23 protein-coding genes are annotated in these 25,255 nt (G+C 66.7%); 7 read left to right on the top strand and 16 right to left on the bottom strand.

The window, feature by feature from the left end:
* The 5 genes from AC11WY_RS13360 to AC11WY_RS13340 form a co-directional block, all read left to right on the top strand.
* Positions 1–953: glutamine synthetase family protein (locus tag AC11WY_RS13360; protein WP_482926278.1), on the top strand; the 953-nt coding region annotated here is incomplete at its 5' end.
* Positions 954–1,041: 88 nt separating this feature from the next.
* A complete protein-coding gene (locus tag AC11WY_RS13355; RefSeq protein WP_482926276.1) occupies positions 1,042–2,430 on the top strand; it encodes an aldehyde dehydrogenase family protein in 1,389 nt (462 codons plus the stop codon).
* Entirely contained in the window at positions 2,427–3,578 is a 1,152-nt protein-coding gene (locus AC11WY_RS13350; protein WP_482926274.1) for an iron-containing alcohol dehydrogenase, read from the top strand. The genes AC11WY_RS13355 and AC11WY_RS13350 overlap by 4 nt, the downstream gene beginning before the upstream one ends.
* Positions 3,579–3,594: 16 nt before the next feature.
* On the top strand, positions 3,595–4,848 hold the full coding sequence (locus AC11WY_RS13345; protein ID WP_482926272.1) for an NAD(P)/FAD-dependent oxidoreductase: 1,254 nt from the start codon (positions 3,595–3,597) through the stop codon (positions 4,846–4,848).
* 162 nt (positions 4,849–5,010) lie between these two features.
* On the top strand, positions 5,011–6,015 hold the full coding sequence (locus AC11WY_RS13340) for an NAD-dependent epimerase/dehydratase family protein (protein WP_482926270.1): 1,005 nt from the start codon (positions 5,011–5,013) through the stop codon (positions 6,013–6,015).
* A gap of 3 nt (positions 6,016–6,018) precedes the next feature.
* Here AC11WY_RS13340 and AC11WY_RS13335 read toward each other — a convergent pair whose 3' ends face one another.
* The gene (locus tag AC11WY_RS13335; RefSeq protein WP_482926286.1) at positions 6,019–6,648 is read right to left on the bottom strand and encodes a CAP domain-containing protein; all 630 of its coding nucleotides are present in this window, start codon (positions 6,646–6,648) and stop codon (positions 6,019–6,021) included.
* A 170-nt stretch (positions 6,649–6,818) separates the two neighbouring features.
* Here AC11WY_RS13335 and AC11WY_RS13330 point away from each other — a divergent pair, with 170 nt between their 5' ends.
* Complete coding sequence (locus AC11WY_RS13330) at positions 6,819–8,123, top strand: UDP-glucose dehydrogenase family protein (protein ID WP_482926268.1); 1,305 nt, start codon at positions 6,819–6,821, stop codon at positions 8,121–8,123.
* Between the two features lie 52 nt (positions 8,124–8,175).
* On the opposite strand, the gene AC11WY_RS13325 is transcribed toward AC11WY_RS13330, so the two are convergent.
* From AC11WY_RS13325 to mdh, 13 genes are all read right to left on the bottom strand, one after another.
* Positions 8,176–8,892: an outer membrane protein gene (locus AC11WY_RS13325; protein WP_482926266.1), complete on the bottom strand. Its 717-nt coding sequence runs from the start codon at positions 8,890–8,892 to the stop codon at positions 8,176–8,178.
* 218 nt (positions 8,893–9,110) lie between these two features.
* Positions 9,111–10,499: a dihydrolipoyl dehydrogenase gene (lpdA, locus tag AC11WY_RS13320; RefSeq protein ID WP_482926264.1), complete on the bottom strand. Its 1,389-nt coding sequence runs from the start codon at positions 10,497–10,499 to the stop codon at positions 9,111–9,113.
* Positions 10,500–10,584: 85 nt separating this feature from the next.
* Complete coding sequence (locus AC11WY_RS13315) at positions 10,585–10,980, bottom strand: MAPEG family protein (RefSeq protein ID WP_482926262.1); 396 nt, start codon at positions 10,978–10,980, stop codon at positions 10,585–10,587.
* A complete protein-coding gene (locus AC11WY_RS13310; RefSeq protein WP_482926260.1) occupies positions 10,977–11,405 on the bottom strand; it encodes a hypothetical protein in 429 nt (142 codons plus the stop codon). Before AC11WY_RS13310 ends, AC11WY_RS13315 begins: the two co-directional genes overlap by 4 nt.
* Positions 11,406–11,411: 6 nt before the next feature.
* On the bottom strand, positions 11,412–11,801 hold the full coding sequence (locus AC11WY_RS13305; protein WP_482926258.1) for an MAPEG family protein: 390 nt from the start codon (positions 11,799–11,801) through the stop codon (positions 11,412–11,414).
* Positions 11,802–12,116: 315 nt separating this feature from the next.
* Positions 12,117–13,607, bottom strand: a complete 1,491-nt coding sequence (odhB, locus tag AC11WY_RS13300; protein WP_482926256.1) for a 2-oxoglutarate dehydrogenase complex dihydrolipoyllysine-residue succinyltransferase — start codon at positions 13,605–13,607, stop codon at positions 12,117–12,119.
* 3 nt (positions 13,608–13,610) lie between these two features.
* Positions 13,611–16,571, bottom strand: a complete 2,961-nt coding sequence (locus AC11WY_RS13295; protein ID WP_482926254.1) for a 2-oxoglutarate dehydrogenase E1 component — start codon at positions 16,569–16,571, stop codon at positions 13,611–13,613.
* Complete coding sequence (locus AC11WY_RS13290; protein ID WP_482926252.1) at positions 16,568–17,155, bottom strand: DUF805 domain-containing protein; 588 nt, start codon at positions 17,153–17,155, stop codon at positions 16,568–16,570. The genes AC11WY_RS13295 and AC11WY_RS13290 overlap by 4 nt, the downstream gene beginning before the upstream one ends.
* A 13-nt stretch (positions 17,156–17,168) precedes the next feature.
* A complete protein-coding gene (sucD, locus tag AC11WY_RS13285) occupies positions 17,169–18,050 on the bottom strand; it encodes a succinate--CoA ligase subunit alpha (protein WP_482926250.1) in 882 nt (293 codons plus the stop codon).
* Positions 18,051–18,105: 55 nt separating this feature from the next.
* Positions 18,106–18,453, bottom strand: a complete 348-nt coding sequence (locus AC11WY_RS13280) for a hypothetical protein (protein ID WP_482926248.1) — start codon at positions 18,451–18,453, stop codon at positions 18,106–18,108.
* A gap of 74 nt (positions 18,454–18,527) precedes the next feature.
* Positions 18,528–19,721 (bottom strand): ADP-forming succinate--CoA ligase subunit beta, encoded by a 1,194-nt coding sequence (gene sucC / locus AC11WY_RS13275; RefSeq protein ID WP_482926246.1) that lies wholly within the window; start codon positions 19,719–19,721, stop codon positions 18,528–18,530.
* 178 nt (positions 19,722–19,899) lie between these two features.
* Positions 19,900–21,129 (bottom strand): peptidase T, encoded by a 1,230-nt coding sequence (gene pepT / locus AC11WY_RS13270; protein ID WP_482926244.1) that lies wholly within the window; start codon positions 21,127–21,129, stop codon positions 19,900–19,902.
* A 219-nt stretch (positions 21,130–21,348) separates the two neighbouring features.
* Entirely contained in the window at positions 21,349–22,311 is a 963-nt protein-coding gene (mdh, locus tag AC11WY_RS13265) for a malate dehydrogenase (RefSeq protein WP_482926242.1), read from the bottom strand.
* Positions 22,312–22,470: 159 nt separating this feature from the next.
* On the opposite strand from mdh, the gene AC11WY_RS13260 reads away from it, so the two are divergent.
* Positions 22,471–23,223, top strand: a complete 753-nt coding sequence (locus AC11WY_RS13260; protein WP_482926240.1) for a sulfite exporter TauE/SafE family protein — start codon at positions 22,471–22,473, stop codon at positions 23,221–23,223.
* Positions 23,224–23,230: 7 nt separating this feature from the next.
* On the opposite strand, the gene AC11WY_RS13255 is transcribed toward AC11WY_RS13260, so the two are convergent.
* Positions 23,231–24,223 (bottom strand): aldose epimerase family protein, encoded by a 993-nt coding sequence (locus tag AC11WY_RS13255; RefSeq protein ID WP_482926238.1) that lies wholly within the window; start codon positions 24,221–24,223, stop codon positions 23,231–23,233.
* 113 nt (positions 24,224–24,336) lie between these two features.
* Positions 24,337–25,203: a zinc ABC transporter substrate-binding protein gene (locus AC11WY_RS13250; RefSeq protein WP_482926236.1), complete on the bottom strand. Its 867-nt coding sequence runs from the start codon at positions 25,201–25,203 to the stop codon at positions 24,337–24,339.
* Between the last annotated feature and the right edge of the window lie 52 nt (positions 25,204–25,255).

The following is a 25,255-nucleotide window of genomic DNA, read 5'->3' as shown; positions in this document are numbered from 1 at the left end:
CGATGATGGCGACGGAACTGGAGTTCTTCCTGTTCGAGCAGTCCTATGCCGAGCTGCGCGACGCGAACTACCGCGACCCCAAGACCTGGGGCGGCTACAACATCGACTATTCGGTGTTCGGAACCACCAAGGAAGAAGACGTGATGCGCGCCGTCCGCAACGGCCTTTACGGCGCGGGCATCCCGATCGAATGCTCGAAAGGCGAGGCCGAGGCGGGGCAGGAAGAGGTTAACGCGAAGTATTCCGACGCGCTGGATGCGGCCGACAACCACGCGATCATCAAGAACGGCGTGAAGGAGATCGCGTTCCAGAAGGGCCGGTCCGTCACCTTCATGGCGAAATACGACCACCGCCGCGCCGGATCGTCGGCCCATGTGCATCAGTCGCTGTGGCAGGGCGACCAGCCCGCCTTCCTCGACAAGACCGCCGAGAACGGCATGTCGGACGTGATGAAACACTACCTTGCGGGCTTGCTGACCCATGCCGAGGAGATCACCTATTTCCTCGCGCCCTACGTCAACAGCTACAAGCGGTTCGTGGTGGGGATGTTCGCGCCGACCAAGGCGGTCTGGAGCCTTGACAACCGCACCGCGGGATTCCGCATCTGCGGCGAGGGCACCAAGGCGATAAGGATCGAATGCCGCATCGGCGGCGCCGACCTGAACCCCTATCTTGCGCTGGCGGCGCAGCTTGCCGCCGGGCTGGACGGGATCGAGAAGAAGCTGGCGCTGGAGCCGGTCGCCTCTGGCGATGTCTACCACGCGGGCAACGTGCGCGAGATTCCGAAGTCGCTGGGCGAGGCGGCCGCCAAGCTGAGCGGGTCGAAGATGCTGCGCGCGGCCTTTGGCGACGGGGTGGTGGACCACTACACCCGCGCCGCGACGTGGGAGATCGAGGAACAGAACCGCGTCGTGACCGACTGGGAAGTGCAGCGCGGGCTGGAACGGTCGTGACACCCGCCTTGCTGCAGATCATGGTCTGCCGCGAGGCGATGCCGGATAGTGAAAAACGCGCCCGATCGGTGCGTACGAAGAGGATGACATGACGAAGACGATCCAATGCATCTCGCCCATAGACGGGCGGGTCTATGCCGAGCGTCCTGTGCTGCCGCTGGCGATGGCCGAAGAGGCTGTGGCCAACGCGCGCGCCGCACAGAAGCACTGGGCCGCGCTGCCGCTGGCCGAGCGCATCGCAAAGGTGCAGGCGGGCATCGCCGCGCTGAACGCGATGAAGGACAAGGTGGTCGAGGAACTGGCCTGGCAGATGGGCCGCCCGACCCGCTTTGGCGGCGAGTTCGGCGGCGTCAACGAGCGCGCGACCTACATGGCCCAGATCGCCGAAACCGCGCTGGCGCCGATGGTGGTGGAAGCCTCGGACCGGTTCGAGCGGCGGATTGTCCGTGAACCGGTCGGCGTCGTTTTCGTGATGGCGCCGTGGAACTATCCCTACCTGACCGCGATCAACACCATCATCCCGGCGCTGATCGCGGGCAACAGCGTGATGCTGAAGCACTCCAGCCAGACGCTGCTGGTGGGTGAACGGCTGGCCGAGGCGATGCACGCGGGTGGCGTGCCTTATGACGTGTTCCAGAACGTCGTGATGGACCACGCGACAACCGAGGCGCTGATCGGCGCGCGGGCGTTCAACTTCATCAACTTCACCGGCTCGGTCGCGGGGGGCGCCAATATCGAGCGCGCGGCGGCGGGCACCTTCACCGGGCTCGGGCTGGAACTGGGCGGCAAGGATCCGGGCTATGTGATGGACGACGCCGATCTGGATGCGGCGGTCGACAGCCTGATGGACGGCGCGATGTTCAACGCGGGCCAGTGCTGCTGCGGGATCGAGCGCATCTATGTGCACCATTCGCTTTTCCATGCCTTCGTCGAAAAGGCGGTGGCCTGGGTCAAGACGCTGAAACTGGGCAATCCATTCGACCCGGAAACCACGCTGGGGCCGATGGCGAACGTGCGTTTTGCCCATGTCGTGCGCAGCCAGATCGCCGATGCCATCGCCGATGGCGCCAAGCCGCTGATCGACCCCGCACTGTTTCCGGCCGATGACGGCGGCGCCTACCTTGCACCGCAGATTCTGGTGAACGTGAACCACGAGATGCGCGTGATGCGCGAGGAAAGCTTTGGCCCGGTGGTCGGCATCATGTCCGTCAAGGACGATGACGAAGCGGTGGCGGTGATGAATGACTCGCCCTACGGGCTGACCGCCTCGCTCTGGACCCAGGACGCCGAGCGGGCGGCGCGGATCGGCGCGCAGGTGGAAACCGGCACCATCTTCATGAACCGCTGCGACTACCTCGATCCGGCGCTGTGCTGGACGGGCTGCAAGGACACCGGCCGGGGCGGATCGCTGTCCGTTCTGGGCTATTACGCGGTCACAAGGCCGAAATCCTACCATCTGAAGAAGGTGACGAAATGAGCAATGTTCCCACCGCGAACTGGTCCTATCCGACGCTGATCAAGTTCGGCCCCGGCCGGATTCAGGAACTCGCGCATCTGTGCAAGCAGGCCGGGCTGACCAAGCCGCTCTTGGTCACCGACAAGGCGCTGGCGAGCCTGCCGATCACCAAGCGAGCACTTGACCTGATGGAGGAAGGCGGCCTTGGCCGCGCCATGTTCTCCGAAGTTGATCCGAACCCGAACGAGGGCAACATGGCCGCCGGGATCGCGGTCTACAACGCGGGCGGCCATGACGGCGTGATCTGTTTCGGCGGCGGCTCGGCTCTCGACCTCGGCAAGATGATCGCGCTGATGCATGCGCAGACGGTTTCGGTCTGGGATCTGGAAGATGTCGGCGACTGGTACAAACGGGCGGACGCCTCGAAGATCGCGCCGATCGTGGCGGTGCCGACCACGGCGGGCACGGGGTCCGAAGTCGGCCGCGCCGGGGTGCTGACAAACTCGGTCACCCACAAGAAGAAGATCATCTTCCACCCCAAGCTGATGCCCGCGATCACGATCTGCGACCCGGAACTGACGGTGGGGATGCCGAAGTTCATCACGGCGGGCACCGGCATGGATGCGCTGGCGCATTGTCTGGAGGCCTATTGCTCGCCGTTCTATCACCCGATGTCGCAGGGCATTGCGCTGGAAGGCATGCGGCTGGTGTTCGAGAACCTGCCGAAGGTCTACGCCGACCCGAACGACCTTGAGGCGCGGGCGAACATGATGAGCGCGGCGGCGATGGGCGCGGTGGCGTTCCAGAAGGGTCTGGGCGCGATCCACGCGCTGTCGCACCCGATCGGCGCGGTCTACGGCACCCACCACGGCACGACGAATGCGGTGGTGATGCCGATGGTGCTGGAGTTCAACCGCGCGGCCATCGAAGAGCGCATCGAACGCGCGGCGGCCTATCTTGGGATCGACGGCGGCTTTGACGGCTTCCATGCCGAAATCATGGAACTGCGCGCCAAGCTGAACATCCCTGCCAACCTCAGCGCGATGGGGGTGGAATTTGCCCGCCTTGACGAGCTGACCGAGATGGCGCTGGAAGACCCGTCCTGCGGCGGCAACCCGGTGCCGATGACGCGCGAGAATACCCGCGCGCTGTTCGACGCCTGCATGTAAGGGCACGTCGGGGGGCATGACGCAGCATCTGTCGGCCGAGATTGCCGTGGTCGGCGCGGGCGTGGTGGGGTTGACCATCGCGCACCGTCTGGCCGCGGCGGGGCATGAGGTGCTGCTGCTCGACCCGGCGGTGCCCGGCTCGGGCGCGTCCTGGGGCAACGCCGGCACCATCGCGGATTACGCGGTGATGCCGGTCGGCACGCCCGATGTGCTGCGCAACCTGCCCTCGCTGCTGTTCGACCGGACCTCGCCCCTGTCGATCCGGCGCGCGGCGCTGCTGTCGCTGGCGCCTTGGCTTTTACGCTTCGCCCGGCAGTCGCTGCCGGGGGCAATGATGCGGAACGCGACCGCGCTGGCGGCGCTGCTGGCCGATGCCGGCCCGCGCTGGATCGAGCTTGCGGCCGGGATCGGTGCAATGGAGATCCTGCAACCGCGCGGCTGCCTTTACCTTTACGAGACGCGAAACGCCTTTGGCCGCGCGGGGGCCGAGATGGCGCTGCGGCGCGGCCTTGGCGTGACGGTGGACCTGATCGGCCCCGACGAGTTGCGACAGATGGAACCGGGCCTGCCCGAGATGGAGGGCGGGGCCGCGTTCTTCCCCAGGGCGGTGTTCCTCAGCGATCCCGGCCGCATGATGGCGGCGCTGGCGCAGGCGGCCCGAAGCGCGGGCGCGGGCCTCCTGCAGGCGAAGGCCGAGCGGCTGACGCGACAGGTCGATGGCGTGGTGCTGGAAGGCACCGGCCCGGGCGGCGCGTTCCACCTGCACGCCCGTCGCGTGGTGATCGCCGCAGGCGCCCATTCGCGCGACCTTGCCCGGCAGGCAGGCGACCGGGTGCCCTTGGACACCGAGCGCGGCTATCATCTGGAATACGACATGGCTGCGCCGCGCCTGACCCGCCCCGCCTGCCCCACGGCGCGCGGCTTCTACCTTTGCCCGATGGAGGGGCGGCTCAGGGTGGCCGGCACGGTGGAACTGGGCGGCCTGACCGCGCCGCCCTCGGCCCACCGGCTGGCGATGCTGGAAGAAGGCGCCCGTGCGATCTTCCCCGACCTGCCCGAACCCTCGCGCACCTGGATGGGCTTTCGCCCTTCGATCCCGGATTCGCTGCCGGTGATCGGCCCGTCAGGGGGCGGGGCCGAGGTGCTGCTGGCCTTCGGGCACGGCCACATCGGGCTGACGCTGGCGCCGATCACGGCGGCGCTGATCGAAGGCTGGATCGAGGGTCGGGCGCCGGAAGGGTTCGACGCGGTTCTGCCTTCGCGCTTCTGATCCCTTTCATCTTGGCGAGAAATATCCCCGCCGGAGGCTCCCATAGCCGATGCCGGATGCCTCCGGCGGGGATATTTGGGCCAAGATGAAAGCAGGGCGCCGGGCTTGACCGCGCGGGGGGCGCCCCTAAGGTGGCGGCGCGTTTCAGGAAAGGTTTGCCGCATGGCCCGCACAGCCCTCGTCACCGGATCGGCCGGGTTCATCGGCTATCACCTGTGCCACCGGCTGCTGGCGGACGGCTTCACGGTGGTCGGGCTGGACGGGATGACGGCCTATTATGACGTGACCCTGAAACAGCGCCGCCATGCGATGCTGAGCCAGTCGCCCGGCTTTACGGCGGTGGAGGGGCTGCTGGAGGCGCCGGGGCGCGTGATCGGACTGGTCGCCGACCTGAAGCCCGACGTCATCGTTCACCTCGCCGCGCAAGCGGGGGTGCGCCATTCGATCGACTCGCCGCGAACCTATGTCGAGGCGAACCTGATCGGCACCTTCGAGGTGCTGGAGGCGGCGCGGGCGCATCCGCCGCAGCATCTGCTGATCGCCTCGACCTCGTCCGTCTACGGGGCGAACACGGCGATGCCCTATGCCGAGACCGACAAGGCGGATACGCAGATGTCGTTCTATGCCGCCACCAAGAAGGCGGGCGAGGCGATGGCGCATTCCTACGCGCATCTCTATGGCCTGCCGACGACGATGTTCCGCTTCTTCACGGTCTACGGGCCCTGGGGGCGGCCCGACATGGCGCTGTTCAAGTTCACTAGGGCGACCCTGGCCGGTGACCCGATCGAGATCTACAACCACGGCGACATGCTGCGCGACTTCACCTACGTCGACGATCTGGTCGAGGGCATCCGGCGGCTGATCGAGGCCGCGCCGGTGGCGGGGGCGCCGGTCGCGGGCGACAGCCTGTCGCCGGTGGCGCCGTGGCGGGTAGTGAACATCGGCAACGGCGCGCCGGTCAAGCTGCTGGACTTCGTCGAGGCGATCGAGGCCGCGACCGGGCGGGAGGCGATCCGGCAATACCTTCCGATGCAGCCGGGCGACGTGCCCGCGACCTGGGCCGCGACCGGGCTGATCGAGGCGCTGGTGGGCCCCCTGCCCCGCACCGACATCCGCGACGGCGTGCGCCGCTTCGTCGCCTGGTACCGCGACTATTACGGCGCCTGAGGGTCAGCCCACGAAATCCTGTGTGACGTAGAATATCCCGCACACCGGGGCTTCGTCGGCGAAGGCCGCCGCCGCGCCGGTGAACCGGACCTGCGGATCAAGGATGTTCTGCCGGTGGCCCGGCGAGGCCATCCAGTTTGCCACCACCTCGGCGGCGAGGCTGCCATAGCTGTGCATCGTGATCACGCGGCCGCTGGCATCGCGAAGGTCGCACTTGCCCTTGCCGGTCTGGAACTCGATGCCATCCACCCGGTAAACATGCGCCGTCGCGATGTTCTCGGCCCCGGACGACATCGGAACCCCGGTGCCCGACAGCCGAGCGAACACGCTGGCCTGCCCCGCCGGGCCGCCGTCGTGCGAGAGCTGGCCGGTCTGCGCCATCCATTCGCTGTGGACAAAGGCCACTTGCCGCACCCCGTCAGCGGGTGCCAGCGGGCCCAGGCCGACCTTGCAGCGCTCGAGGTTCACTCGGGCGCGAATGGCGGTGTCCAGCAACCGCTGATCAAACCCGGCGCCGGGTTTGACCTGCGCATCCAGCCCCTGAAGCGGCGATTGCGAGCAGGCCATCGCACTGGTCCCCGCACCAAGGATCAGAGCAGCCACGAATAGCGCCCCGAAATTGTAACGCATCATCGACACGGCTCTGTCTCCCTCTTTCAGCGCGCCCGGACGGAATCGCCGCGATCCCTGAAGGTGTGGGCCAACCGCACCCATCGGCAACCATTTCGGTGGGCCGCATTGACACAATGCCCACGTTCTCGCATCGGTTGAAGGAAAATCTGGGGCAGCTTCGAGGGAAACATATGAAAATCGCGATGATCGGCACGGGCTATGTCGGCCTTGTGTCCGGGGTGTGCTTCTCGGACTTCGGGCATGATGTGGTCTGTGTCGACAAGGACCCGCGCAAGATCGAGATGCTGGAGGCGGGCAAGCTTCCGATCTACGAGCCCGGCCTTGACGAGGTGATGGCGCGGAACGTTGCGGCCGGGCGGCTGGCCTTCACCACCGACCTCAAGGCGGCGGTGGACGGGGCGGAGGCGGTCTTCATCGCGGTGGGCACCCCGACGCGGCGCGGCGACGGGCACGCCGATCTGACCTATGTGATGGCGGCGGCGGAAGAGATCGCGGCGGCGCTGACGGGCTATGCGGTGATCGTGACGAAATCGACGGTGCCGGTGGGCACCAACAAGCAGGTCGCGCGCGTGATCCGCAAGGCGCGGCCGGAGGCCGTGTTCGACGTCGCCTCCAACCCGGAATTCCTGCGCGAGGGCGCGGCGATCGACGATTTCATGCGGCCCGACCGGGTGGTGGTGGGGGTGCAGACCGAACGCGCGAAAGAGGTGATGTCGGACGTCTACCGCCCGCTGTTCCTGCGCGAGTTTCCGATCGTCTTCACCGATCTCGAGTCGGCCGAGATGATCAAGTACGCGGCGAACGCCTTCCTTGCCACCAAGATCACCTTCATCAACGAGATCGCCGCGCTGTGCGAGAAGGTCGGCGCGGATGTGAAGGATGTGGCGCGGGGGATGGGGCTGGACGGCCGGATCGGCAACAAGTTCCTGCACGCCGGGCCGGGCTATGGCGGGTCTTGCTTCCCGAAGGACACGCGGGCGTTGGCGCGCATCGGGCAGGATCATGCGGTACCGATGCAGATCACCGAGGCGGTGATCAAGGTGAACGAAGAGATCAAGCGGCGGATGATCGACCGCATCGTCGATCTGTGCGACGGGACGGTGAACGGCAAGACCATCGCCGTGCTGGGGGTGACCTTCAAGCCCAACACCGACGACATGCGCGAGGCGCCAAGCCTCACGATCATTCCGGCGCTGGTCGGCAACGGCGCCAAGGTCAAGGTGGTCGATCCGCAGGGCCGCAAGGAAGGCGAGGCGCTGCTGCCGGGGGTGAAGTGGTCGGACGACGCCTATCACGCGGCGCAGGGCGCGCACGTGCTGGTGATCCTGACCGAGTGGAACGAGTTTCGCGCGCTGGATCTGGCGCGGATGGCGAAGAAGATGGCGGTGCCGAGGATGGCGGATCTGCGCAACATCTACTCGGCCAAGGACGCAAAGAAGGCCGGGTTCACCGCGTATGTGGGCGTCGGGCGGTAGGCTGCGGCACGGCCCCGGATAAGGTCACCCGGGGCCCGCCGGAACGGAGGGATCAGAACTTGTAGGTCGCGCCGATCATCACGGTCTGGGAAACGATGTTGTTGTGTTCCTTCCAGTCAAAATCGGTATTGAGCGTCGCATCCGTGACACGCCCGAACTTGATGAAGCGATATTCCGCCCGGGCGGACCAGTGCTCGTTGAAGGCATGCTCGATGCCAATTCCGACCGCCAGACCGGCGCGAACGTGCTTGCCGATATCCTCGACCGTGCCCGGGCCGACCACGGCCGGCGCGGCGGACTCGCCCCCGCCCGCAGTGTCGTAATAGTGCGTCTCGATCTGCCCGAACGCCACGCCGAGGGTTCCGTAGAACAGGTTGGCGCCGACCGCATAGCCGAGCCGACCACTTACCGATCCGACGTTCTTGATGCGGGCGGTCATGTCGGTGCCGAACGGCCAAGCGGCATTGTCGCCTTTGGCGCCCGGAAATTGCAGATTGGCTTCCGCGCCGTAGACCCAGGGACCGTTCTGGACGTTGTATCCGCTGTAGAGGGAAAGCGACCCGCCACGCATCTTGAAATGGTCGATGTAGTCGTTGTCGCCCGTTCCGAGTTGTTCATCATAGATATGGTCATGCGCAAGCGTCGTGGCGACCCCACCGCCGACGTAGACACCTGACCAGTTATAGGGCGTTGCCGTCGGTCCTGCCTGCGCGACACCGGACGCTGCCACGAACACGGAGAATACGACGCCTGAAATTCCGATCTTCATCCTCAAACTCCTTTTCCGCACACAACCGAGCGGGCCAACGCGGCTCTCAAGAAAGCCTTTTCACCGCCCTTCACCAAGAGTTAACACATTCGTTACCTGCGTCAACGCAGCGGCCGACCGCACGCGCAGGGCCGCACCCACTGATGCAAAACCGCATCGGCCGATCGCGGTCAGATCGGTCGGCCCCGCCTTGCGCGGCCCTGCGATCCAGACCCCGCTCAGGCGTGAATCGCGCCGTCGCCGCAGGCCAGCGCGGCCTCGCGCACCGCTTCGGAATAGGTCGGGTGGGCGTGGCAGGTGCGGGCGAGGTCTTCGGCCGCGGCGCCGAATTCCATCGCAACGCAGACCTCGTGGATCAGATCACCCGCCGAGGGGCCGATGATGTGGGCGCCGAGGATGCGGTCGGTTGCCGTGTCGGCGAGGATCTTCACGAAGCCGTCGCCCGAGAAAGTGGCCTTGGCGCGGCCGTTGCCCATGAAGCTGAACTTGCCCACCTTGAAGGCGCGGCCCGCAGCTTTCAGGCTTTCCTCGGTTTCGCCGACCGAGGCGACCTCGGGCCAGGTGTAGATCACACCGGGGATCACGCCATAGTTCACATGGCCGTGCTGGCCCGCGATGACCTCGGCCACCGCCATGCCCTCGTCCTCGGCCTTGTGGGCCAGCATCGGGCCGGGAATGGCATCGCCGATGGCATAGAGGCCGGGGATGTTGGTGCGCCATTGCGCATCGGTCTCGATCTGGCCGCGGGCGGTCAGTTTCACGCCCAGTTCCTCCAGCCCCAGCCCTTTGGTGAAGGGGCGGCGGCCAGTGGCGACCAGCACGGTCTCGGCTTCCAGCGTGGCCTCGGTGCCATCCTTGCGCATCTTGTAGCTGACCCTGGCCTTGCCCCCGGTCACTTCGACCCCCTGCACGGCGGCGCCGGTGATGAACACCATGCCCTGTTTCTTCAACAGCCGCTGGAAGGTGCGCGCGACCTCGGCATCGGCGCCGGGGATCAGCGCATCGAGGTATTCGACCACGGTCACGGCGGTGCCGAGGCGGGCGTAGACCGAGCCAAGCTCCAGCCCGATGACACCGCCGCCGATGACAACCATCGTGTTCGGGATCTTCGGCAGCGCGAGCGCGCCGGTGGAGGTGACCACCGTCACCTCATCCACCGTGACGCCGGGCAGCGATGACGGCTCGGACCCGGTGGCGATGACGATGTGTTTGGCGGTGTGAACCTCGTCGCCGACCTTCACCTGACCGGGCGCGGGGATCGAGGCCCAGCCGGTGATGCGGGTGATCTTGTTCTTCTTGAACAGGAATTCGACCCCCTTGGTGTTGGTCGCGACGACGTCGTCCTTGTAGGCCTGCATCTGCGCCCAATCGACGGTGGGCGATTTGCCCGTCAGCCCCATGGCGGCGAAGTTGGTTTCCGCCTCGTGCAGCATGTGGCTGGCGTGCAAGAGCGCCTTGGACGGGATGCAGCCGATGTTGAGGCAGGTGCCCCCCAGCGTCTCGCGCCCCTCGACGCAGGCGGTTTTCAACCCGAGCTGGGCGGCGCGGATCGCGCAGACGTAGCCGCCGGGGCCGCTGCCGATCACGATCACATCAAAGTTGGCCATCGGGCTTTCCTTTCGTTGCGGTGGCCGGGGGGCTGTCTGCCCCCCGGACCCCCCGAGGATATTTGGGCCAATGCGAAAACATGGCCTAGAGAAGCGCGGCGAGGATCATCGCCACGGATGCGAAGAACCCGACCGACCAGATCGCCGAGCGCCAGGGCGCCCAACCGAAGGCGTAGGCCGGGACATAGAGGATGCGGGCGCCGAGATAGGCCCAGGCGCAGGCGGCCGTGAAGCCGCTGCCGCGGTGGCCGAGGCTGACGACGACGACAGCGAGGGTAAAGAGGATCAGGGCCTCGAAGTGGTTTTCCATCGCGCGCTTCAGCCGACCGGCGGGGGCCGAGAGGGGGCGCGGCGGATCGGTATCGCGCGGGCCGGCGGTGTAGCGGGGACCAAGCTCGCGGTTGGCGGGGATGGCCATCAGCAGGAACTGCACCGCCTGCAGCAGCCCCGCGAGCGCGAGGGCGGTGAGTTCCGGGCTCATCGGGCGGGGCCTTTCGCGGTGCGGCGCCAGAGCACTTCGGTCAGCACGGCGGCGCCGAGGCCGGGCATCAGGGCGAGCAGGTGCAGCAGCGGGCCGGGCACGAGCGCGTCGATCGCCAGGGCCACGGGTCCGGCGAAGGGGATGGCGCGCGACAACTGGTAGAGCAGGTAGAGGAAGGCGGTGCCAACCGCCACCGTTTCGATCATCGACCGCGTCGGCTCTGGCAGGCGCACCTTGCGCCGGGTGGCGAGCAGGCGAAGGCATCCCAGGCTGACGCCGACCGGCAGCGCCGCGAGAAGCCCGACGAACGCGGCCGCGTGCCCGCCGGGTTGCGGCAGGCCGAGCATCCCGAAATAGACGACCGAGGCCACCACCGACAGCGCGGCGGCGGCAAGGGCGGCGGTGCGAAGCTGCAGCGTGGTCATGGCACCTCAGAAGGCCAGGAGGTAGAGCGCGGCGGTGGCGGCGAAGCCGACGAACCAGACCAGCGTGCGGAAGCCGGTGAGGTTGAAGACATAGGCCGGCAGGTAAAGCACGCGCGCGGCGAGGAAGACCTGCGCCGCCAGCAGCGAGGTGGGCGAGAAGCCCGCCTTGGCCTGCAGGATCAGGATCGCCGGGGCGAAGAGCGCCATCGCGGTGACCGAGTTGTTCAGCGCGCGTTCCAGACGGGCGACCATGCCCGAGAGGGTGCGGTGCTCGTCACGCGACGAGAGCAGGTAACCCATGTCGAGCTGGGTCATTGCGCCGGAGGCTTGCGCCACGAGCGTGAGGCAGACGAGGAGCCCGTAGAGGGCGAGGATGTCGAGTTCGCTGGTCAGCATGGCGAGGGGCCTTTCGGGTGGGGCAGGGCCCGGACTGTCGCGCGCAGAACGGGCGGGGTCAAGGCGGCGCGGGTCACGGCGGAGCCGGATGCGGGGCTGGCGAGGAACCCGGGGGGTCGGTGACGACGACGCCCGTCGGGGGGAGCCCTGCCCCGGCCCGCCCGCCGGATCGCGCTGATGGCGCGGCGGCGGTCGATGGCAGGCGCTTCATGCCGGAGGGGAACGGCGGCGACGCGGGCAAGGGGCGCCAACAGCAACCCCGCCACTGCGCCGCCGCAGCCCCCACCGGACGTGAGACGAGCGAGCATTTCGCCCTCAGAGGTCCATCAGCAGGCGGCGCGGGTCTTCCAGCGCCTCTTTCACGCGAACGAGGAAGGTCACCGCGCCCTTGCCATCGACCACGCGGTGATCGTAGCTGAGGGCGAGATACATCATCGGGCGGATGACGATCTGACCCTTCACCACCACCGGGCGGTCCTGAATCTTGTGCATCCCGAGGATGCCCGACTGCGGTGGGTTCAGGATCGGCGAGGACATCAGCGAGCCGTAGACGCCGCCGTTGGAGATGGTGAAGGAGCCGCCCTGCATCTCGGCCATGGAAAGCTTGCCGTCGCGGGCACGCAGGCCCAGTTCGGCGATCTTCTTCTCGATCGCGGCAAAACCCATCTGGTCGGCGTCGCGCAGCACCGGCACGACGAGGCCGGAGGGTGTTCCGACCGCCACGCCCATGTGGACGTAGTTCTTGTAGACCACATCGGTGCCGTCGATCTCGGCGTTGACCTCGGGCACCTCTTTCAGCGCGTGGGTGCAGGCCTTCACGAAGAAGGACATGAAGCCGAGCTTGACGCCGTGCTTCTTCTCGAAGGCGTCCTTGTACTCGTTGCGCAGCTCCATGATGGCGGACATGTCGACCTCGTTGTAGGTCGTCAGCATGGCGGCGGTGTTCTGCGCGTCCTTCAGGCGGCGGGCGATGGTCTGGCGCAGGCGGGTCATCTTGACCCGTTCCTCGCGCGCGGCATCGTCGGCCGGGACCGGGGCGCGGGGGATCGCGGGGGGCGCGGCGGGCGCGGGTGCGGCCTTGGCGGCGGCGACGGCGCGGGCGACGTCTTCCTTCATCACGCGGCCGTCGCGGCCGGTGGCGGTGACAGCGTCGCGGCCGAGGCCCGCGTCGGCCATCGCCTTCTTCGCCGAGGGCGCATCCTCGACATCCTTCGCCGGGGCGGCGGGGGCCGGGGCGGGCGCGGCGGCGGGGGCCGCAACCACGGCGGCCGCGTCGGTCGAGATCACGGCAAGCCGGGCGGCGGCGGCAACGGTCGCCCCCTCGGGCACAAGAATTTGCGCGATCACCCCGGCAGCCGGGGCGGGCACCTCGACCGAGACCTTGTCGGTTTCCAGCTCGCACAGCATCTCATCCTGCGCGACGGTGTCGCCGACCTTCTTGAACCAGGTCGAGACGGTCGCCTCAGTCACGCTTTCGCCCAGAGTGGGCACCATCACGTCGATCATTCCAACTTCTCCTGCGCCGGTCGCCGACGGTGCGGCCCTGGGCGTTGACTGTTCTGCGGGCGACACGTCGGCAAGCTGCGCCAGAAGCGCGGCGACGCCGACCGTGGACCCTTCGGGTGCGACAATCTCTGCCAGACGACCGCCGACAGGGGCGTGAACCTCCACCGTCACCTTGTCGGTTTCCAACTCGCAGAGCATCTCATCGGCGGCGACGAGGTCGCCCACCTTCTTGAACCAGGTGGCGACGGTCGCCTCTGATACGCTCTCGCCGAGCGTCGGCACCCGGACTTCCGTAGCCATCCGCTATCCTCCGATCGTCAGCGCTTCGTTGACAAGCGCCTCTTGCTGGGCCTTGTGCTGGCTGGCGAGGCCGGTCGCGGGCGAGGCCGTGGCAGAGCGCCCGACATAGCGCGGCCGCAGATGCGTGGCGCCGATGCGGCCCAGCACCCATTCCAGATTGGGCTCGATGAAGCTCCAGCCGCCCTGGTTCTTCGGCTCTTCCTGGCACCAGACGATCTCGGCGCCCTTGAAACGCCCAAGCTCGTTGGACAGCGACATCGCCGGGAACGGATAGAACTGTTCCACCCGCATCAGATAGACGTCATCCAGCCCGCGCTTGTCCCGCTCGGCCAGCAGGTCGAAGTAGACCTTGCCCGAGCAGAGCACGACCCGCTTGACCTGATCGTCGGGCGCAAGCTGCGTATTGGAATGGCCCTTTTCGGCGTCATCCCAGAGCACGCGGTGGAAATGCGAGCCGGTGGTGAAATCCTCGGCATCCGAGACGCACATCGGGTGGCGCAGCAGCGATTTCGGCGTCATCAGCACCAGCGGCTTGCGGAAACTGCGGTGGATCTGGCGGCGCAGCGCGTGGAAGTAGTTCGCGGGCGTCGAGCAGTTGGCGACGATCCAGTTGTCCTGCGCGCAAAGCTGCAGCCAGCGTTCGACGCGGCCGGACGAATGCTCCGGCCCCTGCCCCTCGTAGCCGTGCGGCAAGAGCATCACGAGGCCTGACATCCGCAGCCACTTCGACTCGCCCGACGAGATGAACTGGTCGAACATGATCTGCGCACCGTTGGCGAAGTCGCCGAACTGCGCTTCCCACAGCGTCAGGGTGTTCGGTTCGGCCAGCGAATAGCCATACTCGAACCCGAGCACGGCATATTCCGACAGCATCGAGTCGATCACCTCATAGCGCGCCTGCCCGGCGCGGATGTGGTTGAGCGGATAGTGCCGTTCCTCGGTGGACTGGTCGAGGAAGGCGGAATGGCGCTGGCTGAAGGTGCCGCGCGTGCAGTCCTGCCCCGACAGGCGAACCGGGAAGCCTTCGACGGTGAGGCTGCCGAAGGCGAGCGCCTCGGCGGTGGCCCAATCGAAGCCCTTGCCGGTGGCAAGCATCTGCTGCTTCGCCTCCAGCAGGCGGCCCACGGTCTTGTGCAAGTCGAACCCCGGCGGCACGCGGGTCAGCGCGGCACCGACCTCGGCCAGCGTCTCGGGCGCGATCGCGGTCTGGCCGGGCTGATACTCCTCGCCCTCGCGGTTGATGCCGGACCAGCGGCCATCGAGCCAGTCGGCCTTGTTCGGGCGGTATTCCTTGCCCGCCTCGAACTCGGCGTTCAGCTTGGCCTGGAAGGCGGCCTTCATGTCCTCGATCTCGCCTTCCGGGATCAGACCGTCCTTCACCAGCCGCTCGGTGTAAAGTTGCAGCGTGGTCTTCTGCTTCTTGATCCGGGTGTACATCACGGGGTTTGTGAACATCGGTTCATCCCCCTCGTTATGGCCAAAGCGGCGGTAGCAGAAGATGTCGATCACCACGTCCTTGTGGAACTTCTGGCGGAACTCGGTCGCCACCTTGGCGGCGTGCACCACCGCCTCGGGGTCGTCGCCGTTGACGTGGAAGATCGGTGCCTCGACCATCAGGGCGATATCGGTCGGATAGGGCGACGAGCGGCTGAACGACGGCGAGGTGGTGAAGCCGATCTGGTTGTTCACCACGACATGGATGGTGCCGCCGGTGCGATGCCCGACAAGGCCCGACATGCCGAAACACTCGGCCACCACGCCCTGCCCGGCAAAGGCCGCATCGCCATGCAGCAGCACCGGCAGCACCGTCAGGCGCGCCTTGTCGCCGCGCTGTTCCTGCTTCGCGCGCGCCTTGCCCAGCACGACCGGGTTCACCGCCTCAAGGTGGCTGGGGTTCGCGGTCAGCGACAGGTGCACGGTGTTGCCGTCGAAGGTGCGGTCGGACGAGGCGCCGAGGTGGTATTTCACGTCGCCCGATCCGTCGACATCCTCGGGCTTGTAGCTGCCGCCCTGGAATTCGTTGAAGATCGCCCGGTAGGGTTTCATCATCACGTTGGCCAGCACCGACAGGCGGCCGCGGTGCGGCATGCCGAACACCACTTCCTTCACGCCAAGGTTGCCGCCGCGCTTGATGATCTGCTCCAGCGCCGGGATCAGGCTTTCGCCGCCATCAAGGCCGAACCGCTTGGTGCCCATGTACTTGACGTGCAGGAACTTTTCGTAGCCCTCGGCCTCGACCAGCTTGTTCAGGATCGCCTTGCGGCCCTCGCGGGTGAAGCTGATTTCCTTGCCGTAGCCCTCGATCCGCTCTTTCAGCCAGGCGGCCTGCTCGGGGTCGGAAATGTGCATGTATTGCAACGCGAAGGTGCCGCAGTAGGTGCGGCGCACGATCTCGATGATCTGGCGCATCGAGGCGACCTGCAGGCCCAGCACGTTGTCGATGAAGATCGGGCGGTCCAAGTCGGCTTCGGTGAAGCCGTAGGACTTGGGGTCAAGCTCGGGGTGCAGGCCGGTGTCGACCAGCCGCAGCGGGTCAAGGTCGGCGGCCAGGTGGCCACGGATGCGGTAGGCGCGGATGATCATCAGCGCGCGGATCGAATCCAGCACGGCGCGTTGCACCTGCGTATCGGTCAGCGAAACGCCCTTCTCGGCGGCCTTCGCGATGATCTTGGGACCGGCCGACTTCATTTCCCGCGCCGCGGCGGGCCATTCGCCGGTCAGCGCCGAGGTCAGCTCGTCCATCGGCATCGGCGGCCAGTCGGCGCGCGCCCAGCTTGGCCCCTTCGCCTGCTTCTTCGCCTCCATCTCGGTGTCGCCGAGGGCGCGGAAGAATTCGGCCCAGGCGGCATCGACGCTCGCCGGATCGGCGGCAAAGCGCGCCTGAAGCTGGTCGATATACGCCGCATTCGCCCCGTCGAGGAAGGAGGAGGCATTGAAGAGGTCGTTGGGGGATTGGTCGGTCATGGGGTTACCTCAAGCGGGTTGGGACCGTATTCGTTCGGGCCGGACTGCGTCGGGCGGCTGAGCCACCAGATCGGCGCGATGAAACAGACGACGGCGACAAGCCAGACAACGAAGAACTGCAACATATGGCCCGGGGCCACCATCCGGCGCATTGCATCGTCATCCGGCAGGGTGCCGGTGAACGGGTTGATGCCGGAGAGGCCGACCACGAGGTAGAAGATCAGGCCGACCGCAATCAACGGTGGAACCACGGTCCACCAGCCGGGGCGGCCGGTGTCATGCATCCGGCGCCACGACGCCGCCAGCAGCGGCAGCATGCTGAGCAGCGAGAACACCCCCGACACCGGGCCGCCACCGTAGGATACGATCTGGTTGGTGCTGTCGGTGATACGGCCGCTGGAGTCGATGTTGCGGACATGCTCCACGCTGACGTGCGGGCCGAAGATCGCGGCATCGACGATGCTGAGCGCGGACGAGGCAAGCATGAGCGCCAGCACGAACCACCAGAACTCCGGCCGCGAAGCGCGACCCGAGAAGGTCGCGAAACGGCGCAGGCAGGTTCTGATGGCGTCGACGAAGCTCATGCTGCCTGTCCGGTTAACCGATCGCCTTCATCACCGCTTCACCCAGCCCCGCCGGGCTGTCGGCGACGAAGATGCCGGCCGAGCGCATCGCCTCGATCTTGCTTTCCGCGTCGCCCTTGCCGCCCGCCACGATGGCGCCGGCATGGCCCATGCGGCGGCCCTTCGGTGCGGTGCGGCCCGCGATGAAGCCCGCGCAGGGCTTGGACCGGCCGCGCTTCGCCTCGTCCTTCAGGAACTGCGCCGCGTCTTCTTCGGCGGCGCCGCCGATCTCGCCGATCATGATCATCGAGTGGGTTTCCGGGTCGGCGAGGAACATCTCGAGGATGGCGAGGTGTTCGGTGCCCTTGATCGGGTCGCCGCCGATGCCGACGGCGGTCGATTGGCCAAGGCCGAGGTCGGTGGTCTGTTTCACGGCTTCATAGGTCAGCGTGCCGGAGCGGCTGACGACGCCGACGCTGCCGCGCTTGTGGATGTGGCCGGGCATGATGCCGATCTTGCAGGCGCCGGGGGTGATGACGCCGGGGCAGTTCGGCCCGATCAGGCGGGATTTCGACCCCTCCAGCGCGCGCTTCACCTTCATCATGTCCAGCACCGGGATGCCTTCGGTGATGCAGACGATCAGCTCCATCTCGGCGTCGATGGCCTCAAGGATCGAGTCGGCGGCGTAGGGTGGCGGCACGTAGATCACGGAGGCGTTGGCGCCGGTCACCGCCCGCGCCTCGTGCACCGAGTTGAACACGGGCAGGTTCAGGTGGCTGCTGCCGCCCTTGCCCGGCGTCACGCCGCCGACCATCTTGGTGCCGTAGGCGATGGCCTGTTCCGAGTGGAAGGTGCCCTGGCTGCCGGTGAAGCCCTGGCAGATCACCTTGGTGTTTTCGTTAACGAGAATGGCCATGTTCGAAGTGTCCTAGCTTAGCTTTGTCGTGTCGACATCGACATCGACACCGACTTTATTCATTCGTTTCCGTTTGGGCATCATGTGATAAACACATCGCTTCGACTGAAGTCAGAAACGAGTATTTTTCTTCTAAAGATCCGAGATCTTTTATTTTGCGAACCATCGAAATCACTTTGATTTCGCTTTCATCTTGATACATATCAGCGGCCAAACGATCATCATCGCTGTCCAAGAGCTTTTTATTTGCCACCGTCATCCTTGAAAACAAGTCTGCGTACCTCTTCCAAAGTAAGTAGTTTGGTTCAGTTATGACGTTATTATTCTCAAATAGTTCTGCGCTGATTGCGGATGCGGATGCGGTGAGGTGAAAGCACAGGATGGCCTTGGTCGTGTCATCCAAGCTCACTGCCTTCGCCAATGTTGAAGATGCGGCGAGAGCTGAAATTGTGAATGCCAACATCCGCATCGCTACACTTACCCCTTCACCGCTTTGACGATCTTCTGCGCGGCATCCGAGAGGTTGTCGGCGGCGATCACGTTCAGGCCGGAATTCTTGATGATGTCCTTGCCCAGTTCGACGTTGGTGCCCTCCAGACGCACCACCAGCGGCACCTTCAGGCCGACCTCTTTCACCGCGGCGATCACGCCCTCGGCGATGATGTCGCAGCGCATGATGCCGCCGAAGATGTTCACCAGGATGCCCTTCACGTTCGGGTCCGAGGTGATGATCTTGAACGCCTCGGTCACCTTCTCGCGCGTGGCGCCGCCGCCGACGTCGAGGAAGTTGGCGGGCTCGGCACCGTAAAGCTTGATGATGTCCATCGTGGCCATCGCAAGGCCCGCGCCGTTCACCATGCAGCCGATCTCGCCATCCAGCGCGATGTAGTTGAGGTCGAACTTCGAGGCGGCGAGTTCCTTCGGGTCTTCCTCGGTCTCGTCCCGCAGGGCGAGGATGTCGGCGTGGCGGAAGAGGGCGTTGTTGTCGAAGCCGACCTTGGCATCCAGGCACTTCAGATCGCCGTTCGGCATCAGGATCAGCGGGTTGATCTCGACCATCTCGGCGTCTTTTTCGACGAACATCGTGTAGATCTTTTGCAGCAGGTCGACGCATTTGCCGACCGTCTTGCCGCTCAGGCCCAGCGCGAAGGCAACGCGGCGGCCGTGGAAGCCCTGATAGCCGGTGACCGGGTCGATCGAGAACGACAGGATCTTTTCCGGCGTGTGGGCCGCGACCTCCTCGATGTCCATCCCGCCTTCGGTCGAGCACACCACCGAGATGCGGCTGGACTGGCGGTCGATCAGAAAGGCCAGATAGAATTCCTTGGCGATGTCCGACCCGTCTTCGATGTAGATGCGGTTGACCTGCTTGCCGTGCGGCCCGGTCTGGTGCGTGACCAGCGTGCGGCCCAACATCTGATGCGCCATCGCGGCGGCTTCCTCGACCGAGCGGGCCAGGCGAACGCCGCCCTTCTCGCCCGCCTCGGCCTCCTTGAAGTGACCCTTGCCGCGGCCGCCCGCGTGAATTTGTGCCTTCACCACCCAGAGCGGGCCATCGAGCGCGGAGGCTGCCGTCTTTGCCTCGTCGGCGCGCAGAACCACGCGGCCGTCCGAAACCGGGGCGCCGTAGCTGCGCAGAAGCGCCTTGGCCTGATACTCATGGATGTTCATGAAGCTGTCCCGTAGCTGAGGAATTTGCGCAGGCTAATGGCACAAGTTTAAGGCACCACAAACGCAATTCCACGTGGGAGCGGGGTTTCCGCGGAAAATTCCGAGTTTTGTGATCACACGCTGAAAAAGTGTGATCACAAATGCTTCGGCCCGCATCGGAGCGCGAGTCGGTGGCGGATCAGCCTGCCGCGCGCTGGCTGATCGCAAGGCACAGATCGGTCGCTACGGCCATGTCCTGAACCGAGATCCATTCCAGCGGGCCGTGAATGTTCTGCATGCCGGTGAACAGGTTGGGACAGGGCACGCCCATCTCGGTCAGCCGCGATCCGTCGGTGCCGCCCCGGATCGGCACCGACACCGGCTCGATCCCCAGGCTGCGGGCCGCATCGCGGGCGAACTCCACCGGTGTCATGTCCTTTTCCAGCCAGTAGCGCATGTTGCGGTACTGCGGGGTGATGGTGCAGGTGATCTCGGCGCGCGGTTCGGTGGCCTGCACGGCGGCGCAGACCCTGCGCAGCATCTCGCCCTTGGCGGCGAGTCCGTCGAGTTCGAAGTCGCGCAGGATGAACTTGATGCGCATGTCCGCCGCGCCGCCGGTCATGTCGGTGGCGTGGACAAACCCCTGACGGTCGTCGGTGGTCTCGGGCGTCAGGGTCGCCTGCGGCATCGTCTGCATGATCTTCGCGGCCAGATGGATCGCGTTCACCAGCTTGTCCTTGGCAAGCCCCGGATGGATCGAGACGCCCTTGACCGTCACCACCGCGCCATCGGCCGAGAAGGACTCATACTCGATCTCGCCCACCGCGCCGCCATCGAAGGTATAGGCGAAATCGGCGCGCAGGTCGGCCGGCAGCCGCTTGTCGACGCCGCGCCCGATCTCTTCGTCGGGGGTGAAGGCCAGACGGATGGTCGGATGCCGCAGCCCCGGCGTCGCCAGCATGTGCCGCGCCGCCGTCATGAGGATCGCCACGCCCGCCTTGTCATCGGCGCCCAGCAGCGTCAGGCCCGAGGCGGTGACGATGTCATGGCCCTGCTTTTCGGCCAGATGCGGAAACTCGCGCGGGTCCAGCACCAGATCGGGATTGTCGGGAAAGGTGATGGCGCCGCCGTTGTAGCCCTTGATCACGCGCGGCTTCACGCCCGTGGCGTTGAACTGCGGGGCGGTGTCGACATGGGCCAGGAACCCGACCGTCGGCCCCGGCGCGGTGCCGGGAATGGTCGCGATGACGGTGCCGTAGGGGGTCTTGGTCACCTCCGCCGCCCCGATCCCGGTCAATTCCAGCGCCAGCAGGTCCAGCAGCCTGTGCTGGATCGCGGTCGAGGGCGCCGCGGGGCTGTCGGCGTCGGACTGGCTGTCGATGGCGGCATAGCGGACAAGGCGGGCGGCGAGTTCGTCGTGGAAGGGCATCGGGGACACTCTGCGGTTCGAGTTTCGGCAGGTGGGGGTTCAGGGCTGACCGTCCAAGACAGGCGCCTCGGCAGGGTGGCGCCCGTCACCATGGATCGCGGCACGGGCGGCGGGCCAGTCGTCGCCGGACAGACCGAGGCCGATCCGTCCGGTCGGCAGGTTCGCCTGTGCCATCGCGGGGAAGACGGCGGCGCACGGGCGCCGCCGTCCTTGCGCCGGTCAGGCCAGCGACGGGTCGATCGCCTTGCAGGCGGCGACAAGGCCCTTCACGGCATCCACCGACTTCTGGAACATCGCCTGCTCGGCGGCGTTCAACTGGATGTCGATCACCTTCTCGACGCCGCCCGCACCGATCACGGTGGGCGCGCCGACGTAAAGCCCGTCCAGCCCCAGCGCGCCTTTCACATAGGCCGCGCAGGGCAGCACGCGCTTTTGGTCCTTCAGGAAGGCTTCCGCCATCTCGATGGCGCTGGCGGCGGGCGCGTAGAAGGCCGAGCCGGTCTTCAAGAGCCCGACGATCTCGGCGCCGCCGTCACGGGTGCGCTGGATGATCGCGTCAAGTTTGTCCTGCGTCGTCCAGCCCATCGCGACGAGGTCCGGCAGCGGAATGCCGCCCACCGTCGAATACCGCGCCAGCGGCACCATCGTGTCGCCATGGCCGCCCAGCACGAAGGCGTTGACGTCGCGCATCGAGACGCCGAATTCGAGGCTCAGGAAGTGGCGGAACCGGCCCGCGTCCAGCACACCGGCCATCCCCACCACCATGTGGTGCGGCAGGCCCGAGAATTCGCGCAGCGCCCAGACCATCGCATCGAGCGGGTTGGTGATGCAGATCACAAAGGCATCGGGCGCGTGCGCCTTCAGCCCCTCGCCGACCGCCTTCATCACCTTCAGGTTGATGCCCAGCAGATCATCGCGGCTCATCCCCGGCTTGCGCGGCACCCCGGCGGTGACGATGCAGACATCGGCGCCCGCGATGTCGGCATAGCTGTTGGCACCCTTCAGGCTGGCGTCGAAGCCCTCGATCGGGCCGGATTGCGCGATGTCGAGCGCCTTGCCCTGCGGCGTGCCTTCGGCGATGTCAAAGAGGACGATGTCGCCGAGTTCCTTGATCGCGGCGAGATGGGCGAGCGTGCCGCCGATCTGCCCCGCGCCGATGAGGGCGATCTTGGGTCTGGCCATGAGGTGTTCTCCGGGTCGGTTGATGACGCGGGGATGCGTAGACCCATTGCCCCCGCCGTGCAAGTGTGCCGCAGCGCGGCGGAATCGGCGCGCTCTGGCGGCTCGCGCATGTTTGCGCTAAACCGGCGCCAACCCCTTGGGATTGCGAAGGCGCTCGCCATGATGTTCGATCTGACCTTCTTCGCGATCGCCATTCCGGCGGTGATCTTCACCGGCGTGTCGAAGGGCGGTTTCGCCGGGATGGCGGCCTTTGCCTCGACTCCGATTCTGGCGATGGTGCTGCCGCCCGCGCAGGCGGCGGGGCTGATCCTGCCGCTTCTGATGATGATGGATGTGGCAACGCTGCGGCCCTACTGGGGCCAGTGGGACCGAACGGCGGCGCGGGTGCTGCTGCTGGGCGGACTGCCGGGCGTCGCGGTGGGTGCCGCGCTGTTCCGGCTGACAAATCCGGACGCGTTCCGGCTGTTCATCGGCCTTATCGCGGTGGCTTTCGTGGTCTATCAGGTCGCCCTCGCCACCGGCGTGCTGCGCATCCGCCCGCGCGAGGTCAGCCTCGGCGCCGGGCTGCTGGCCGGGCTTGTCGCCGGGTTCACCAGCTTCGTCGCCAATGCCGGCGGTCCGCCCGCCTCGGTCTACATGCTGGCCCGCGGCGTGACGAAGACCGAGTTCCAGGCAACGATGGTGATCGTGTTCTGGATCATCAACGTGGCGAAGTTCGTGCCGTTCCTGTTTCTCAACATCTTCACCTGGCAGATCGCCAAGGCCGACCTGATGCTGGCCCCCTTCGCGGTGTTCGGCGCCTGGCTTGGCGTCAAGGCGCACCACGCGATCCCCGAGCGCCTGTTCTTCGGCCTCACCTATGTCCTGCTGCTCGGCACCGGCGGCAAGCTGATCTGGGACGCGCTGACCTGATCCGATCTCACACCCGGTCAAAGCTGAAGCGCGTCACCTGCCGGTAGACCTGCCCCGGATCCAGCGTGATCGGCGGAAAGCCCGGATGCGCGGCGGCGTCCGGCCAGCGTTGCGGTTCCAGCGCCAGCCCGGCGGAAGGCCCGTAGGGCTGCCCCGCGTGGCCCACGAATGGTGCCGTGTTCAACCCGCGCCCGTCGTAGACCTGCAACCCCGGTTCGGTCGTCGCCAGCGTCATCCGCAGACCGCTTTGCCCGGTCAGATCGGCCGCGAACGACAGAGGGCGGGGGCCATCCGCCAGGCAGAAGTTGTGATCGAACCCTTCGGTCAGATCAAGGCTGCGCCCGGCGCGCAGATCGAACGCGCCCGCGACCAGCCGCGCCTCGCCGGTCGGCAGCAGCGCGGCATCGACCGGCAGATAGCGATCCGCCGCGACCCGCAGCCGCTGGCCGCGGATGTCGGCGTGGCCGTCCATCGTCCAGTAGCCATGGCTGGCCAGGTTCATCAGCGTGGGTGCGTCGGTGGTGGCGCTCAGCGTCAGCGTCAGCGCCGAACCCGACAGCGCATAGACCGCCGTGATCTCGCGATGGCCCGGAAAGCCGCCAAGCCCGTCGGGCAGCGTCAGGCACAGCGTCACGGCAGAGGCCGTGGCCTCGGTCACCGACCAGACCCGCGCATGAGTGCCGGTCGCGCCGGAGTGCAGCAGGTTCGGCCCCTCGTTCGCCGCGAACCGATACTCCCGTCCGCCGATCGTCGCCCGCGCGCCGCCGATGCGGTTGGCGACCGGGCCGACAATCGCCCCGCAATAGGCCATCGGCCCGGCATAGGCCGCCGCCACATCGGAGCCGAGCGTCAGGCTGTAGGGCGCCCCGGCCAGCCGCAGGTCTTGCAGGATCGCGCCGAGCGTCAGCACGACGGCGGTCAGTTCGCCGGACTGAAGCCGGATCGCGTCGATGGCCTCGCCGGTCGGGGTCGTTCCGAAAGGGCGGATGAGTGCGGTCACGTTTGCTCCGATGCACGCCGGTGGGAAAGTGCGCTGCCGATCACCCTAATCGGCGCGCGCGGGCAGGTGAAGAGGCGGCGGGCCAGGGGCAGATCGCACGCCGCCGCCGACCGTCAGCCCTTCACGCAATCGGCGACCGTCCGCGCGAGATTGCGCATCAGGGTGTCGTAAAGCTGCGGGCTGGGCGCATCGGACGGGTCGGTCCCTTCCGGGTCCTGGCCCGCGCCGATGAGCGCGCCGCTGCCTTCGGTGACGGTGGCGATGAACTTCGGGTCGCGTCCCAGTTCGGGGAAGACGCAGGTCGCCTTGGCCGCGGCCAGGGTCTTGCGAATCCCGGCCAGCCGCGCCGCGCTGGGCGATGCGGCGTCGCCAAGCTCGATCGTGCCGACGACGTTCAGCCCGTAGTGATCGGCGAAATAGCCGAAGGCGTCGTGGAATTCGACGATCGGAACGCCGCGCGCCGGGGCAAGTTCGGCCGTCAGCTCGGCATCGAGCGCCGTCAGCCGCGTCCGTGCCGCCGCCGCGTTCGCGCCGTAGGTCGCGGCATTCGCGGGGTCGAGTTTCGCCAGCCGGTCGGCGATGGTCGCCACCCAGGCTTCGGCGTTGGTCGGGTCGAGCCAGGCGTGCGGGTCGGTCCCTTCGCCATCGCCGAACTGCCGGATGTGGCCGCCGCCCTCGTGCAACAGCGCCACCGTCTGCGCCTTGCCCGCCATCGCGGTGATCGCCTCGGCCAGCGAGGGCATCAGTTCCGGCCCGTCCCAGAACACGATGTCTGCCGCGGTCAGCGCGGTGGCCAGCGAGGGGCGCATCTGGAAATCATGCGGGTCGCCGCCGACCGGCGACAGCATCACGGGCGTGCCGAGGTTGCCCATCACCTGCATCACCAGCGACTGGATCGGCGCGAAGTCGGTCACCACCTTCGGCACCGCAAGGGCGGGCGAAGCCAGCGCGGCGAGGGCAGCAGCTAGGATCAGGCGCATGGGAACCTCCGGGATTGCGTTTCGGAGGGAAGGTTTCTATGTTACAAGATAA

Source organism: Solirhodobacter sp., assembly GCF_964715405.1.
The sequence above is the reverse complement of the archived record's forward strand: the minus strand, read 5'-3'. Positions and strand labels throughout refer to the sequence as shown.

Coding starts and splice junctions, on each gene's coding strand:
- AC11WY_RS13355 (WP_482926276.1), top strand. CDS start 1,042: ATGACGAAGACGATCCAATGCATCTCGCCCATAGACGGGCGGGTCTAT.
- AC11WY_RS13350 (WP_482926274.1), top strand. CDS start 2,427: ATGAGCAATGTTCCCACCGCGAACTGGTCCTATCCGACGCTGATCAAG.
- AC11WY_RS13345 (WP_482926272.1), top strand. CDS start 3,595: ATGACGCAGCATCTGTCGGCCGAGATTGCCGTGGTCGGCGCGGGCGTG.
- AC11WY_RS13340 (WP_482926270.1), top strand. CDS start 5,011: ATGGCCCGCACAGCCCTCGTCACCGGATCGGCCGGGTTCATCGGCTAT.
- AC11WY_RS13335 (WP_482926286.1), bottom strand. CDS start 6,648: ATGATGCGTTACAATTTCGGGGCGCTATTCGTGGCTGCTCTGATCCTT.
- AC11WY_RS13330 (WP_482926268.1), top strand. CDS start 6,819: ATGAAAATCGCGATGATCGGCACGGGCTATGTCGGCCTTGTGTCCGGG.
- AC11WY_RS13325 (WP_482926266.1), bottom strand. CDS start 8,892: ATGAAGATCGGAATTTCAGGCGTCGTATTCTCCGTGTTCGTGGCAGCG.
- lpdA (WP_482926264.1), bottom strand. CDS start 10,499: ATGGCCAACTTTGATGTGATCGTGATCGGCAGCGGCCCCGGCGGCTAC.
- AC11WY_RS13315 (WP_482926262.1), bottom strand. CDS start 10,980: ATGAGCCCGGAACTCACCGCCCTCGCGCTCGCGGGGCTGCTGCAGGCG.
- AC11WY_RS13310 (WP_482926260.1), bottom strand. CDS start 11,405: ATGACCACGCTGCAGCTTCGCACCGCCGCCCTTGCCGCCGCCGCGCTG.
- AC11WY_RS13305 (WP_482926258.1), bottom strand. CDS start 11,801: ATGCTGACCAGCGAACTCGACATCCTCGCCCTCTACGGGCTCCTCGTC.
- odhB (WP_482926256.1), bottom strand. CDS start 13,607: ATGGCTACGGAAGTCCGGGTGCCGACGCTCGGCGAGAGCGTATCAGAG.
- AC11WY_RS13295 (WP_482926254.1), bottom strand. CDS start 16,571: ATGACCGACCAATCCCCCAACGACCTCTTCAATGCCTCCTCCTTCCTC.
- AC11WY_RS13290 (WP_482926252.1), bottom strand. CDS start 17,155: ATGAGCTTCGTCGACGCCATCAGAACCTGCCTGCGCCGTTTCGCGACC.
- sucD (WP_482926250.1), bottom strand. CDS start 18,050: ATGGCCATTCTCGTTAACGAAAACACCAAGGTGATCTGCCAGGGCTTC.
- sucC (WP_482926246.1), bottom strand. CDS start 19,721: ATGAACATCCATGAGTATCAGGCCAAGGCGCTTCTGCGCAGCTACGGC.
- pepT (WP_482926244.1), bottom strand. CDS start 21,129: ATGCCCTTCCACGACGAACTCGCCGCCCGCCTTGTCCGCTATGCCGCC.
- mdh (WP_482926242.1), bottom strand. CDS start 22,311: ATGGCCAGACCCAAGATCGCCCTCATCGGCGCGGGGCAGATCGGCGGC.
- AC11WY_RS13260 (WP_482926240.1), top strand. CDS start 22,471: ATGATGTTCGATCTGACCTTCTTCGCGATCGCCATTCCGGCGGTGATC.
- AC11WY_RS13250 (WP_482926236.1), bottom strand. CDS start 25,203: ATGCGCCTGATCCTAGCTGCTGCCCTCGCCGCGCTGGCTTCGCCCGCC.